General features: G+C 69.8%; 7 protein-coding genes, 2 rRNA genes and 1 pseudogene (1 of these 10 running past the window's edge). 7 read left to right on the top strand and 3 right to left on the bottom strand.

The genetic code is table 11. The features are described 5' to 3' along the window. The 3 genes from GCE86_RS24550 to GCE86_RS24540 form a co-directional block, all read left to right on the top strand. A 23S ribosomal RNA gene (locus GCE86_RS24550) occupies nt 1-2,210 on the top strand (it extends 899 nt beyond the left edge of the window). Between the two features lie 76 nt (nt 2,211-2,286). Then, nucleotides 2,287-2,403: ribosomal RNA gene (rrf, locus tag GCE86_RS24545) — 5S ribosomal RNA — on the top strand. Between the two features lie 248 nt (nt 2,404-2,651). Beyond that, on the top strand, nt 2,652-3,278 hold the full coding sequence (locus tag GCE86_RS24540; protein ID WP_154229101.1) for an NADPH-dependent F420 reductase: 627 nt from the start codon (nt 2,652-2,654) through the stop codon (nt 3,276-3,278). A gap of 75 nt (nt 3,279-3,353) precedes the next feature. Here the strand turns inward: GCE86_RS24540 and GCE86_RS24535 are convergent, their stop codons facing one another. Next, nucleotides 3,354-5,171, bottom strand: a complete 1,818-nt coding sequence (locus GCE86_RS24535; RefSeq protein ID WP_154229100.1) for a VanW family protein — start codon at nt 5,169-5,171, stop codon at nt 3,354-3,356. A gap of 192 nt (nt 5,172-5,363) precedes the next feature. Here GCE86_RS24535 and nudC point away from each other — a divergent pair, with 192 nt between their 5' ends. The 3 genes from nudC to GCE86_RS24520 all read left to right on the top strand — a co-directional run bounded on the left by nudC (nt 5,364) and on the right by GCE86_RS24520 (nt 8,986). Further along, the gene (nudC, locus tag GCE86_RS24530; RefSeq protein WP_154229099.1) at nt 5,364-6,287 is read left to right on the top strand and encodes an NAD(+) diphosphatase; all 924 of its coding nucleotides are present in this window, start codon (nt 5,364-5,366) and stop codon (nt 6,285-6,287) included. Nucleotides 6,288-6,698: 411 nt separating this feature from the next. Beyond that, nucleotides 6,699-7,289, top strand: a complete 591-nt coding sequence (locus tag GCE86_RS24525) for a DUF6230 family protein (protein ID WP_154230656.1) — start codon at nt 6,699-6,701, stop codon at nt 7,287-7,289. An 80-nt stretch (nt 7,290-7,369) separates the two neighbouring features. After that, a complete protein-coding gene (locus GCE86_RS24520; RefSeq protein WP_154229098.1) occupies nt 7,370-8,986 on the top strand; it encodes a DUF6114 domain-containing protein in 1,617 nt (538 codons plus the stop codon). A 67-nt stretch (nt 8,987-9,053) separates the two neighbouring features. Here the strand turns inward: GCE86_RS24520 and GCE86_RS24515 are convergent, their stop codons facing one another. After that, complete coding sequence (locus GCE86_RS24515; protein ID WP_154229097.1) at nt 9,054-10,724, bottom strand: DUF885 domain-containing protein; 1,671 nt, start codon at nt 10,722-10,724, stop codon at nt 9,054-9,056. A 167-nt stretch (nt 10,725-10,891) separates the two neighbouring features. Here GCE86_RS24515 and GCE86_RS24510 point away from each other — a divergent pair. Next, nucleotides 10,892-12,018, top strand: a pseudogene (locus GCE86_RS24510) (DMT family transporter); the annotation flags it as partial. Here the strand turns inward: GCE86_RS24510 and GCE86_RS24505 are convergent. Continuing rightward, nucleotides 11,901-12,971, bottom strand: coding sequence for a PHP domain-containing protein (locus GCE86_RS24505; RefSeq protein ID WP_154229095.1), 1,071 nt, complete (start codon nt 12,969-12,971; stop codon nt 11,901-11,903). The pseudogene GCE86_RS24510 and the gene GCE86_RS24505 overlap by 118 nt on opposite strands. Nucleotides 12,972-13,037 lie beyond the last annotated feature (66 nt).

Genomic DNA, 13,037 nt, shown 5'->3' with positions numbered 1-13,037 from the left:
CCCGAAATGCATTTAGGTGCAGCGTCGCGTGTTTCTTGCCGGAGGTAGAGCACTGGATGGTCTAGGGGGCCCACAAGCTTACCGAAATCAGCCAAACTCCGAATGCCGGTAAGTGAGAGCGCGGCAGTGAGACTGCGGGGGATAAGCTTCGTAGTCGAGAGGGAAACAGCCCAGATCACCAGCTAAGGCCCCTAAGCGTGTGCTAAGTGGAAAAGGATGTGGGGTCGCATAGACAACCAGGAGGTTGGCTTAGAAGCAGCCACCCTTTAAAGAGTGCGTAATAGCTCACTGGTCAAGTGGTTCCGCGCCGACAATGTAGCGGGGCTCAAGCACACCGCCGAAGCTGTGGCATTCACATTTCAACCTCGCTTGGACTTGATTCCTTGTGCAGGTGTGTGGATGGGTAGGGGAGCGTCGTGCCGCGAGTGAAGCAACGGGGTGACCTAGTTGTGGACGCGGCACGAGTGAGAATGCAGGCATGAGTAGCGAAAGAAGGGTGAGAAACCCTTCCGCCGGATGACCAAGGGTTCCAGGGCCAGGCTAATCCGCCCTGGGTGAGTCGGGACCTAAGGCGAGGCCGAGAGGCGTAGTCGATGGACAACGGGTTGATATTCCCGTACCCGCGAAAGAGCGACCCTGACGAACCTCGTTGTGCTAACCACCCGAACCATCCAAAGTCTTCGGACTGCGGATGGCGAGCGTGGGAACCTGGCGGGTAGTAGTCAAGCGATGGGGTGACGCAGGAAGGTAGCTGAGCCCGGCCGGTGGTTGTGCCGGGGTAAGCGTGTAGGCCGGCGTGTAGGCAAATCCGCACGCCATATAGGCTGAGACGTGATGCCGAGCCGATTCAGGTGAAGTCAGTGATCCTATGCTGCCGAGAAAAGCCTCTAGCGAGTTCTTAGCGGCCCGTACCCCAAACCGACACAGGTGGTCAGGTAGAGAATACCGAGGCGATCGGGCGAACTGTGGTTAAGGAACTCGGCAAATTGCCCCCGTAACTTAGGGAGAAGGGGGGCCGGAGACGTGAAGCCCCGCGCGGGTGGAGCGTTGTATGGCCGCAGAGAGCAGGGGGAAGCGACTGTTTACTAAAAACACAGGTCCATGCGAAGAAGTAATTCGATGTATATGGACTGACGCCTGCCCGGTGCTGGAACGTTAAGGGGACCTGTTAGCTCTTCGGGGCGAAGCGGAGAACTTAAGCGCCAGTAAACGGCGGTGGTAACTATAACCATCCTAAGGTAGCGAAATTCCTTGTCGGGTAAGTTCCGACCTGCACGAATGGCGTAACGACTTCCCCACTGTCTCAACCACAGGCCCGGCGAAATTGCACTACGAGTAAAGATGCTCGTTACGCGCGGCAGGACGGAAAGACCCCGGGACCTTTACTATAGCTTGACATTGGTACTTGAGTTAGCTTGTGTAGGATAGGTGGGAGCCGGTGAAGCTCATACGCCAGTATGGGTGGAGGCAATCTTGAAATACCACTCTGGTTGATTTGGGTATCTAACTTCGGACCGTTATCCGGTTCAGGGACAGTGTCTGGTGGGTAGTTTAACTGGGGCGGTTGCCTCCTAAAGGGTAACGGAGGCGCCCAAAGGTTCCCTCAGCCTGGTTGGCAATCAGGTGTTGAGTGCAAGTGCACAAGGGAGCTTGACTGTGAGACTGACAGGTCGAGCAGGGACGAAAGTCGGGACTAGTGATCCGGCACTGGCATGTGGAAGCGGTGTCGCTCAACGGATAAAAGGTACCCCGGGGATAACAGGCTGATCTTCCCCAAGAGTCCATATCGACGGGATGGTTTGGCACCTCGATGTCGGCTCGTCGCATCCTGGGGCTGTAGCAGGTCCCAAGGGTTGGGCTGTTCGCCCATTAAAGCGGTACGCGAGCTGGGTTTAGAACGTCGTGAGACAGTTCGGTCCCTATCCGCCGTGCGCGTAGGATACTTGAGAAGGGCTGTCCCTAGTACGAGAGGACCGGGACGGACGAACCTCTGGTGTGCCAGTTGTCCCGCCAGGGGCACGGCTGGTTAGCTACGTTCGGAAGGGATAACCGCTGAAAGCATCTAAGCGGGAAGCTCGCTTCAAGATTAGGTATCCCACCCACATTTGTGGGGTAAGGCCCCCAGCTAGACGACTGGGTTGATAGGCCGGAAATGTAAGCCCGGTAACGGGTTCAGTTGACCGGTACTAATAGGCCGAGGACTTGACTACCAAGCTGCTACGCGTCCACTGTGCAACTCTGAACAAACGACAACCACAGGCTGGTTGTTTGACATGTTCATAGAGTTACGGCGGTCATGGCGGAGGGGAAACGCCCGGTAACATTCCGAACCCGGAAGCTAAGCCCTCCAGCGCCGATGGTACTGCACTCGGGAGGGTGTGGGAGAGTAGGACACCGCCGGACAATCTTCCAGTTCAGGGCCACCCATCACGGGTGGCCCTGACTGCGTTTGTGGCGTGCTTCGGTGAATCGCCCCGGGCACACGGCCACGTCTCGTACGGTCGGTGCGTGAACCGCCGCCTGCCCCATCAGGCCGGCGGAAAACGTGACGTGCTGTACGCGTCGTCCACGGTCGGGGCGGCCCGGCCGGGGTACCTCCTGATGGTTCGGCCGGAACTGACCGCCAGGCGCTGGCGGAGGCAGGAGTGGTCATGAAGATCGGAATCATCGGGTCGGGGCACATCGGCGGCACCCTCACGCGCCGGCTACGGACGCTGGGCCACGACGTCACGGTGGCGAACTCGCGCGGGCCGCAGAGCCTCACCGACCTGGCCACGGAGACCGGCGCCACGGCCGGCACCCTCGAGGAGGCAGTCCAGGGCGCGGAACTGGTCGTCGTGGCCATCCCCCTCAAGGCGGTCCCGGACCTGCCGCCGGCGCCCTTCGAGGGCAAGCTGGTGGTCGACGCGGACAACTACTACCCCGAGCGGGACGGCGACATCCCCGAGCTGCTCGACCGCAGCCTCAGCTCCAGCCGCTGGACGGCCGACCACCTCAAGGGCGCCCGGGTGGTGAAGGCCTTCAACAACATCCAGGCCGCGTACCTCATGGACAGCGGGAAGCCGGCGGGCACGCCCGACCGGATCGCGTTGCCGGTGGCCGGGGACGACGCCGACGCCAAGCGGGTGGTCATGGAACTCGTGGACGCGCTGGGCTTCGACCCGGTGGACGCCGGGACGCTCGACGAGAGCTGGCGGCAGCAGCCCGGCACACCGGTCTACGGCACCGACCGCGGCGCGGACGGCGTACGGCAGGGGCTGGCCGAGGCGCGGCCCTGAGAGGGCGTACGACAGGGAAAAGCCCCGCCGGGGACGTGGCCGGCGGGGCTTCTCTGTGCGGGTGCGCGACGGGCGTCAGGCGGGCGGCTTGGCGCAGATGAAGCGCGGCTCGGGGTCGTAGCGCCAGCTGAACTTCTCGCGCTTCACCACCTTGCCGTCCTTCTTGATGACCCGGAAGGCGTCCTGGGCGAAGCCGACGCTGCCCGCGGCGGAGATGCAGTCCGGGCCGGGATCGAGGTAGACGGTCTTCGGCTGGGTGATGTCGCGGCGGGGCCCGTACTCCGTCTTGACGCTGTCGTAGATCTTGGTGCTCCACATCGACACCGTGATGGTGCTGGACGTGTAGGACGTGTCGATGAGGACGCCGTACGGGGTGTTGTTGCGGAACTTGAAGTCGAGCTGCGGCCAGTAGATGGTCGACTCGATGACCGCCGGGTAGCGGCTGAAGTAGAACGAGTGCGGCTTGTGCTCGACGTCCTCCAGCCCGGCGTAGTAGCTCGCGTTGAACAGCGTCGTGGTGAACTGCGAGACGCCGCCGCCGACGCCCGGCACCAGCTTGCCGCCCACGATGGTCGGCGCGTCCTTGTAGCCCTGGTCGTAGCCGCGCTCACCGGTGTGGCCGTTGAGCGAGAAGGTCTCCCCGGGCCGCACGATGGCGCCGTCGACGTCCTTGGCGGCCTGGACGATGTTCTGGCTGCGCGGCGAGGACAGGCCGCCCGGGAACCGGGTGGTGAAGGTGGAGACCCGCTCCTTGATGCCCAGCTCGGCGAGTTTGGCCTCGGTCAGCTCGGGCTCGGCCGCCTTCAGCGCGGCGCTCACCGTGCGGCCGTCGGTCTTCGGCAGCACGGCGAGCAGGTCCCGGCCGAGCGCCGCGGCGTCGACCTGCCGCCCGGCCCGGCCCGGCACCACCTTCGGCTTGCCGCCGCTGATGGTCAGCCCGGCGTCCTTCGGCGCGACCTCCAGCTTCGCCAGCTCGTCGCCGAGCGCGGCTCGCAGCCGCTTGACGTCCACCCGGGGCGTCAGCTTGCCCGCCTCGTCGGCGGAGAAGCGCAGGCCCCGGGCGATGGCGGCGGGCGGGATGGTGACCTTGCCGCCGTCGGTGGTGAGCGTGACGGGCGCCGCGACGGCCGGCCGGGCCAGCTCGGCGACGAGGCGGTCGACGTCCTCGCGGCTGCTGGCCGGCCACTTCTCGACCAGCGGCACGGTCACCGGCCCGCCGGCCAACCAGCCGGTCTTCAGGACCTGGGCCGCGCTGTCCGGGTCGACGGTCAGCGCCGGCTTCGGGTAGACCGGCTTGGGGGTGGTGCCGGTGAAGATGATGTTCGGCATGGTCATCTCGCGGCCCTGGTCGCCCATCACCTGACGGAGCGCGGCCGCGAGGCGGGTGCCGTCGACGGTCACCACCGGCTCGACCGTGCGGGAGCCGACGAGCCGGCTCACCGGGTGCGCCTCGGCCGCGGCCGCCGCGGCGACGGTGGCGTCCACGTCGATGGCGAGCCCGATGTCGGCGGGCTTCAGCTCGGCGCGCTTCTCGCCGACCGTGACGGGGATCGGGGCGTTCAGCGCCGCCGCCCGACGCGCCAGCTCGTCCTGGAGCGCCCGGGTCGCCTCGGCCCGGCTCCGGCCGCCCAGCTCGGCGCCGAGGACCGTGGTGCCCCGGGGGACGTCGCCGGCGTACGCGTAGGCGCCGAGACCGGTGCCGGCGGCCAGCACGGCGGCCACGATCCCGCCGGCGATCAGCAGCCGCCCGCGCCGGAACCGCCCCGGCGTCCCGGGCCCGCCCGCGGCGGGTGCGGTGACCGGTTCCGGCTCGACGTCCGGCCAGCTCACCGCCCTCACCTTCACGGTGGGCCGGTCGTCGGCGGAAGGCACTTTTTCGCCGTACAGCGTCACAGCAACCTCGATCGGAAGTACCACGTGGGGACCGCTTCCCCCACGGGAGACACCTACGGTAACCAACGCTTGAGCCGGCCGGGAGTCTCCGCCCCGGCGGCGGTCCGGGCGGCGCGTCCGCCGCCGCCGGGTGTCGCGGGCATCACCCCTGGCCGGTTCCCGCGCCGGTCCGGATCGTGGGACGGTGGCGGGGTGCGGACGGATGAGCGGACCCTGGCGTACGGCGGTGGCTGGCTGGACCGGGCGGGGGCGCAGCGTGCCGATCCGGCGTGGCTCGCCGCCCGGCTGACCGATCCGGCGAGCGAGCTGCTGGCGCTGTGGCGGGACCGTTGCCTGGTCGCGGTCGACCGGGCGCCGGTGCGCCGGTCCGTGGCCGACGCGGCCGGGTTGCGCGCCGCTGCCGACGAGACCGTGTTCCTCGGGCTGGACGCCGGCCGGGCGGTGTTCGCCGTGGACCTGTCCGGCCGGAGCGAGGCGGAGGCGTGTGAACTGGCCGGCGCGGCCGAGGCGGTGGACGTCCGGGCGCTCGTGGGCGGGCTGGGGCCCGCTGAGGCGGCCGTCCAGGCGTACGCCAGGGGTTTGCTGCACTGGCACCGGGGCCAGCGGTTCTGCGGCGGCTGCGGGGCGGTGACGGTGGTCCGCGACGGCGGCCACACCCGGTCCTGCACCGGCCCCGGTTGCGGGCGGCTGCTCTTTCCCCGGATCGAGCCGGCGGTCATCGTGCTGGTCGAGGCGCCCGGTGAGCCGGAGCGCTGCCTGCTGGCCCGGCACCGGGGTGCGGGAGAGGACTCCTGGTCGACCCTGGCCGGCTTCGTGGAGGTCGGCGAGAGCCTGGAGGACGCGGTCCGCCGGGAGCTCGCCGAGGAGGCCGGGGTGTCCGTGGTCGACGTGGCCTATCAGGGCTCGCAGGCCTGGCCGTTCCCGGCCGGGCTGATGGTCGGCTTCCGCGCGACGGCGGCCTCGACGGAGGTGCGGGTGGACGGCGACGAGCTGGTCGATGCGCGCTGGTTCACGCGGGCGGAGCTGCGGGACCGCATGGCGGCGGGGCGCCCGCTGGGTCGCATCGACTCGATCGACCGCCACCTGCTCCGGTCCTGGGTGGACGGCCGGAGCTGACCGCCCGCCGTCCGGTCAGCCGGGTCGGCCGGACGGGTGAACGGGGCATCACCCTCAGCGGTCTGTCAGTTCTCCGTTACTGAACTGTGATGTAAGCCCGTGATGGCTACCACACGTGAAACGTCTCTGTCTTCCTGTCGTAATAGGGCCGTTTTGCCCTGAGCTCCTTGCTATCGGGATGTTAACCGTTGGTAACCGTGGGCGATCTTGATACCACAACTGTGTTACCCGTCAGTAGCAAGGGACTTGTGAGGTCTGTCGCTTCGCGAGAGCATCCATCCGCGTACCGCGCAGTCCGTCGGCACAACGGGCCCGCGCCGCCCCGCAGCTTTCCCCGTCCCGCGTCGCGATCCGCACCGGTGACGCACCCCCGTCGAGGAGGACCTTGTGAGTGAATCGGAGAACCGCCAGATGAGTGGCGGCACCCGCTGGCGTCGGTTCGCGGCCATGATGGTGCCCGCCACCGTCGTCGCCGGCGGCATGGTGCTGGGCATGGCCAACGGCGCCATCGCGGCCTCGTTCGCCGTGTCTGGCCAGACCTTCAAGGTCGGCGCCTCGAAGCTGGAGGGCAACGGCTTCAAGCAGTACGGCGGCATGGTCCAGGAGAAGAGCAGCGGCAACCAGCACCCGGTGGCCGTCTCGGAGATCGCCGACGCCAAGCTGTACGACCTCTGCCAGTCGGTCAACGCCAGCCTTCCGGGCATCCCGATCGTGCTGACCATCAACGCCGGTGGCGGCGGCAACCCGGCGACCGCCACGAACCTGCTGATCGACATGGACTCGCTCGAGGGCAACGCCACCTTCGAGAACATCCAGATCGGTCGCGACGCCAACGAGCTCAACCCGAAGAAGGGCCAGCCCGGCGGCTTCGGGCAGAGCGCGGACGTCGTGACCATCACCGACCTGGAGCAGGTGGCCCGGTCCACCAGCGCCGGCGTCTTCACCCTCAACGGCCTGAAGCTGAAGGTCAACGTGGGCAAGGACGCCAAGGAATGCTTCTGATCTGATGTCGAGGCCCGCGGAGGGCGCCCTCCGCGGGCCTCGTCCATGTCTCACGCCGTCAGCACCGCCAGGAGGAGTACGTGACAACCGCCGATACGCAACAGGCCCGGCCCGGTCGGGTCGGCCAGGCGTGGCGCGACTTCCGCCGGTGGCGGCGGTCGCGGCCGTTCTGGGGCGGGCTCTTCACCGCACTGGCCGGCCTGGAGATCTTCGGCACCACACAGATGAGCCTCAACGGCCTCACCTTCCAGATGGGGCCCACCGGCTTCCTCTCCTGGCTGATCCCGGCCATCCTCTTCGCCTGCGGCATGTTGCTCTGGTTCAGCCCGCAGCAGCGGATGTTCTACTCGGTGGTCGCCGCGATCACCGCGCTCTACTCGATGATCGGGGTGAACCTCGGCGGCTTCTTCATCGGCCTGCTGCTCGGCATGGTGGGCAGCGCACTCGGCTTCGCCTGGGTGCCGCGGAAGCAGCCGGCCGCCGAGCCAGCCGAGCCCGCAGAGCCCGTGGAGCCGGCGGAGGACGACGAGGACGACGCCGGGGAGGCGGAGCCGGCTCTCGTCGACGACCTGATGCCCCGGCAGCGCGAGGACGAGACCACGGGGGTCCTCACCGACACCCTGCCCGAACCGCGCAACCCGCTGCGCGAGGCCGCCCCGGCGGACCCGCCCGGCGCCACCGACAGCACCCAGGTGCTGCCCGCCGTCGGGCCGGACACGCCGCGGGGCGGCAGCCACCGGGATCCCAGGGCGTACGCGATCCTGTTCGTCGTCGCCACCGTCTCGGCGGCCGGCCTGTTCGCGCTCCGCGGCCAGGAGGCGGCCGTGGCCGCGCCGGCCGCGTGCCCGACCGCCACGGCTCCGGCCGCGAGCGCGTCCGCCTCGGCCTCGCCCTCACCGTCCGCCAGCCCGAGCACCACGCCGGCCGAGGAGCAGCCGGCCGAGGAGCAGAAGGACTCGGACGGCAACCTGCTGACCGACATCGTCGACGGCATCACCGACCTGTTCACCGGGGGCGACGACGCCGAGCCGTCGCCCAGCCCGAGCGCCTCGTCGTCCGCCCCGGCGGCCGCGGCGGCGGCCGAGCCGGCGGCGACCGCGACCACCACCGCGACCCCGAGCGGGACCGCCACCGCCACGGCCACGGCCACGCCGAGCGGCAGCGCCACGACGAAGCCGGCGGAGCCGGACGCCGACTGCGCCAGCCCGGCGCCGACCAAGCCGAAGCCGGTCGAGGCGGGCAAGCCGCTGCCGAAGCTGGCCGCGGACCCGGACCAGCCCATCGTCGCGGACCCGCCGTCCAAGCTCACCGGCTCCAAGGTGACCATGACCGGGCTGCGGTTCGAGGGGATCGTCGAGCTGCCCACCCACGACGGCAAGCTCAAGTGCCTGAAGTTCACCATGGACAAGGCGGTGACGGAGGACTTCACGCTCCTGGCCAACGGCCCCGCCGGCAAGAAGCAGCGGTACGTCACCGACAAGCTGACGGTCGAGGGTGACGTCGCCTTCTACGCCACCCGGTTCGTCGGCCACCTGCTCGGCATCAAGATCACCCTCACTCCGGACCTGCCGTTCCCGGACGGCCTCCCGATCACCTCGCCGATCCCGATCAGCTTCGACGACCCGGTGATCGACCTGGCTTACGAGAACTCCAAGGCGCTCACCGCGCGGCCGATCCTCAAGCTCGACCTCGCCTGACCCCGACGGCAACACGAAACGGCCGGGAGCCGGAGGATCACCTCCGACGCCCGGCCGTCGTCGTCCGTCAGAGCCGGGCCAGCGCCCGGCGCAGCGGGTCGAGCCCCAGCGAGCCCAGGTCGAGCGCCTGGCGGTGGAACTCCTTGAGGTCGAAGTCGGCGCCCTTGCGAGCCTTCGCCTCCTCGCGGGCCTGGAGCCAGATCCGCTCGCCCACCTTGTACGAGGGAGCCTGCCCCGGCCAGCCCAGGTAGCGGTTCAGCTCGAAGCGCAGGTTCTCGTCCGGCACCCGGCAGTGCGCGCGCATGAACTCCCAGCCCAGCTCCGGAGTCCAGCGCTCACCCGGGTGGAAGCCGAACGGGTTGTCGGCCGGGATCTCCAGCTCCAGGTGCATGCCGATGTCGACGATGACCCGGGCGGCCCGGAACGCCTGCCCGTCGAGCATGCCGAGCTTGTCGCCCGGGTCCTCCAGGTAGCCCAGCTCGTCCATCAGCCGCTCGGAGTAGAGCGCCCAGCCCTCACCGTGCCCGGAGACCCAGCAGAGCAGCCGCTGCCAGCGGTTGAGCAGGTCGGCCCGGACGGCGGTCTGGGCGACCTGGAGGTGGTGGCCCGGCACGCCCTCGTGGTAAACCGTGGTCACCTCGCGCCAGGTGGAGAAGTCGGTGATGCCCTGCGGCACCGCCCACCACATCCGGCCCGGCCGGGAGAAGTCCTCGCTCGGGCCGGTGTAGTAGATGGCCCCGTCGCTGGTGGGGGCGAGGCAGCACTCGATCCGGCGCACCTGCTCCGGGATGTCGAAGTGGGTGCCGTGCAGCTCGCTGATCGCCTTGTCGGCGAGCGCCTGCATCCAGTCGCGGAACGCCTCCTTGCCCTGGATGGTCCGGGCCGGGTCCGCGTCCAGCGCGGCGACCGCGTCGTCGATGCTCGCGCCGGGGCCGACGATCCGGGCGGCGACCGCCCGCATCTCACCCTCGAGGCGGGCCAGCTCGGCGAAACCCCACGCGTACGTCTCGTCGAGGTCGACCCGGGCGCCGAGGAAGTACTGCGAGGCCAGCTCGTAGCGCTCCCGGCCGGCGGCCTGCTTCTGCCGGCCCTGCGGGGCCAGCTCGGTGCGGAGGAACTGCCCGAACTCGGCGGTGGCGGCGGTGGCGGCGGCGGCGCCCTTGCGCAGCTCGGCGCCGAGCGCGCCGTCCGCGCCGAGCCGCTCGGCCAGGCCGTGGAAGAAGTTGTCGCCGTTCGGGTCGACCCAGATGTCGCACTGCTTGGCGACCTCGACGAGCTGCACCTGCGAGCTGACCCGGCCGGTCGCCGCCGCCTCGCGCAGCGTGCGCTTGTAGCCCTCCAGCGCACCGGCGAAGCCGTTGAGCCGCGCGGCCACGTTCGCCTTCGCGTCGTCGCCCTCGGTCGGCATGAGGTCGAAGACCATGCGCAGGTCGTGCAACCCGCTGGCGATCACGTTGACCTCGCTGCTGGTCTCGCCGGCCTCGTAGCGGGCGAGTTCCAGGCCGAGGCGCTCCTGCATCGCCTCCTTGGCGGTCCGCTCGGACTCCGTGTCCGGCTCGGTCACGTCGAGGTCGGCCAGCGTGCGCCGGGTCAGGTCGGCGCGGGCCGCGTAGCCGTCCGGGGAGAGGTCGTCGAGCTTGTCGTCGTAGCCGGCGATGCCGACGTAGGTGGCCCCGGTCGGGCTCAGCGGAGCCCAGTCGGCCACGTAGCGGTTGGCGAGGTCATCGATTCGTCCCACGAGGCGACCCTACGTGACCGGACCACCCCGTTGTCGACGGTGTTTGCCGTGTTCGAGGAAGCCGGCGGATCCCGTGTCACCGAACGGCTGTGGCGGTCGACACGGCGTCCGATTTTCGCGGGACTTCGTCGTACCCCTGCGGCAGAGTGTCAGGGGTGACAGCGGATATGACTCCTGACCGTGCGCCGGTGCGCAGTTGGCTCCCCGGGTTCCTCGCACTCGGCGTGATCTGGGGTTCCAGCTTCCTCTTCATCAAGGTGGGGGTGGCCGAGCTGCACCCGCTGCACCTCACCCTCTACCGCGTGGCCACCGGCGCGGCCACGCTGCTGGTGGTGCTGGCCGTCCTGCGTGACCGGCTGCCCCGCGAGCCCCGGGTCTGGGCGCACCTCGTGGTGGTCGCCGCCTTCGGCGTCGCACTGCCGTTCACCCTGTTCGGCTTCGGCGAGCAGCGGGTCGAGTCGATGCTCGCCGGCATCTGGAACGCCACCACGCCGCTGATCGTGCTGCCGCTGGCGGTGCTGGTGTTCCGCACCGAGCGGCTGACCGTGCGCCGCGCGGTCGGGCTGGGGCTGGGCTTCGCCGGCGTGCTCGTGGTGCTCGGCGTCTGGGAGGGCGTGGGCGGTTCGCACTTCATCGGCCAGCTCATGTGCCTCGGGGCGGCCGCCTGCTACGGGGTGGCGATCCCGTACCAGAAGAAGTTCATCGCCGGCAGCGCGTACTCCGGGCTGTCGCTCTCGGCCGCGCAGTTGCTGGTGGCGACCGCGCAGCTCGCGGTGGTGGCGCCGCTGGTGGCGGGCGCGCCGCCGGTGCCGACCGGGCTGTCCGCGAAGGTGGTGGCGTCCGTGCTGGCGCTCGGCGCGCTCGGCACCGGGCTGGCCTTCGTGATCAACCTGCGCAACATCCGGCTCGCCGGTGCGAGCACGGCGTCCACCGTCACGTACCTGATCCCGGTGTTCGCGGTGCTGGTCGGCGCGGTGGTGCTCGGCGAGCGGATGAACTGGCACCAGCCGGTGGGCGCGCTGATCGTGCTGGTGGGAGTGGCCGTCGCACAGGGGATGCTCGGCCGGCGCCGGCCGGTGGAAGCCCCCGCCCCGGCCGCCTCTGCGGCCGTGCCGGCCGGTCGCTGACCGCCGCTCGGCGGGGTGACGGGTTCAGCGCCCCGCCGGGGGCGGCCGGTCAGCCGCGTCCGGCCGTCCACTTCACGAGGCGGTCGGCCTTCCAGGTGTTGACCACCTTGTTGGCCGGCACGCCGCAGAGCGCGGCCCGTTCGCAGCCGAAGCGCTGCCAGTCGAGCTGGCCGGGTGCGTGCGCGTCGGTGTTGATGGCGAACCGGCAGCCGGCCTCCAGCGCGCGGCGGATGAGCCGCTTCGGCGGGTCCTGCCGCTCGGGCCGCGAGTTGATCTCGACGGCCACGTCGTGCTCCGCGCAGGCCGCGAAGACCGCCTCGGCGTCGAAGTCGCTCTCCTTGCGCGTACGCGCCCGGTGCCCCCGGTCGCCCGGGCCGGTCACCCCCGCCGGGCGGGAGGAGACCATCCGCCCGGTGCAGTGGCCCAGGATGTCCAGGTTCGGGTTGGCGACGGCGGCCAGCATCCGGCGGGTCATCTTCGCCCGGTCGTCGTTGAGGCCGCTGTGCACCGAGCCGACCACCACGTCGAGCCGGGCCAGCAGCTCCTCGTCCTGGTCCAGCGAGCCGTCGGCCAGGATGTCCACCTCGATGCCGGTGAGGATGCGGAAGCCCTTCGGCAGCGCCTCGTTCACCGCGGCCACGTGGTCGAGCTGCTTGCGCAGCCGCTCCGCGGTGAGGCCCCGGGCCACCTTCAGCCGGGGCGAGTGGTCGGTGAGCACCATGTACTCGTGGCCCAGCTCGACGGCCGCCAGGGCCATCTCCTCGATCGGTGAGCCGCCGTCGGACCAGTCCGAGTGGGTGTGGCAGTCGCCGCGCAGCGCGTCCCGCAGCTTTGCCGCGGCCTCGTCCAGGTCGGTGCCCTCGGTGGCGACCAGGCGGCGGAGGTAGACGGGTTCCTCGCCGGCCAGCGACTCGACCACGCACCGGGCCGTGACGTCGCCGACCCCGGACAACTCGGTGAGCTTGCCGGTGCGAGCCCGCTCGGCCACCTCGCCGGCCGGCAGCGCGCCGAGCGCGTTGGCCGCCGACCGGAAGGCCCGGACCCGGTAGGTGGCCTCGTTCGCCCGTTCCAGCAGGAACGCGATCCGCCGCAGGTCGGCGATGGGGTCCCGGGCAGTCATGCCCTGCAACCTACGCGCCCGCGCCGCCCGCCGCGCGCTCTCACCACGGTGTCGGGAGTGGACGCC

It is taken from the genome of Micromonospora terminaliae, assembly GCF_009671205.1.
Taxonomy (GTDB): Bacteria; Actinomycetota; Actinomycetes; order Mycobacteriales; family Micromonosporaceae; genus Micromonospora; species Micromonospora terminaliae.
Note: the sequence above shows the minus strand (reverse complement) of the source record. Positions and strands in the feature narration are given on the sequence as shown.

Excerpts from the sequence above, each read along its gene's own strand:
- GCE86_RS24540 (WP_154229101.1), top strand. The coding sequence starts at position 2,652 with ATGAAGATCGGAATCATCGGGTCGGGGCACATCGGCGGCACCCTCACG.
- GCE86_RS24525 (WP_154230656.1), top strand. The coding sequence starts at position 6,699 with ATGAGTGGCGGCACCCGCTGGCGTCGGTTCGCGGCCATGATGGTGCCC.
- GCE86_RS24505 (WP_154229095.1), bottom strand. The coding sequence starts at position 12,971 with ATGACTGCCCGGGACCCCATCGCCGACCTGCGGCGGATCGCGTTCCTG.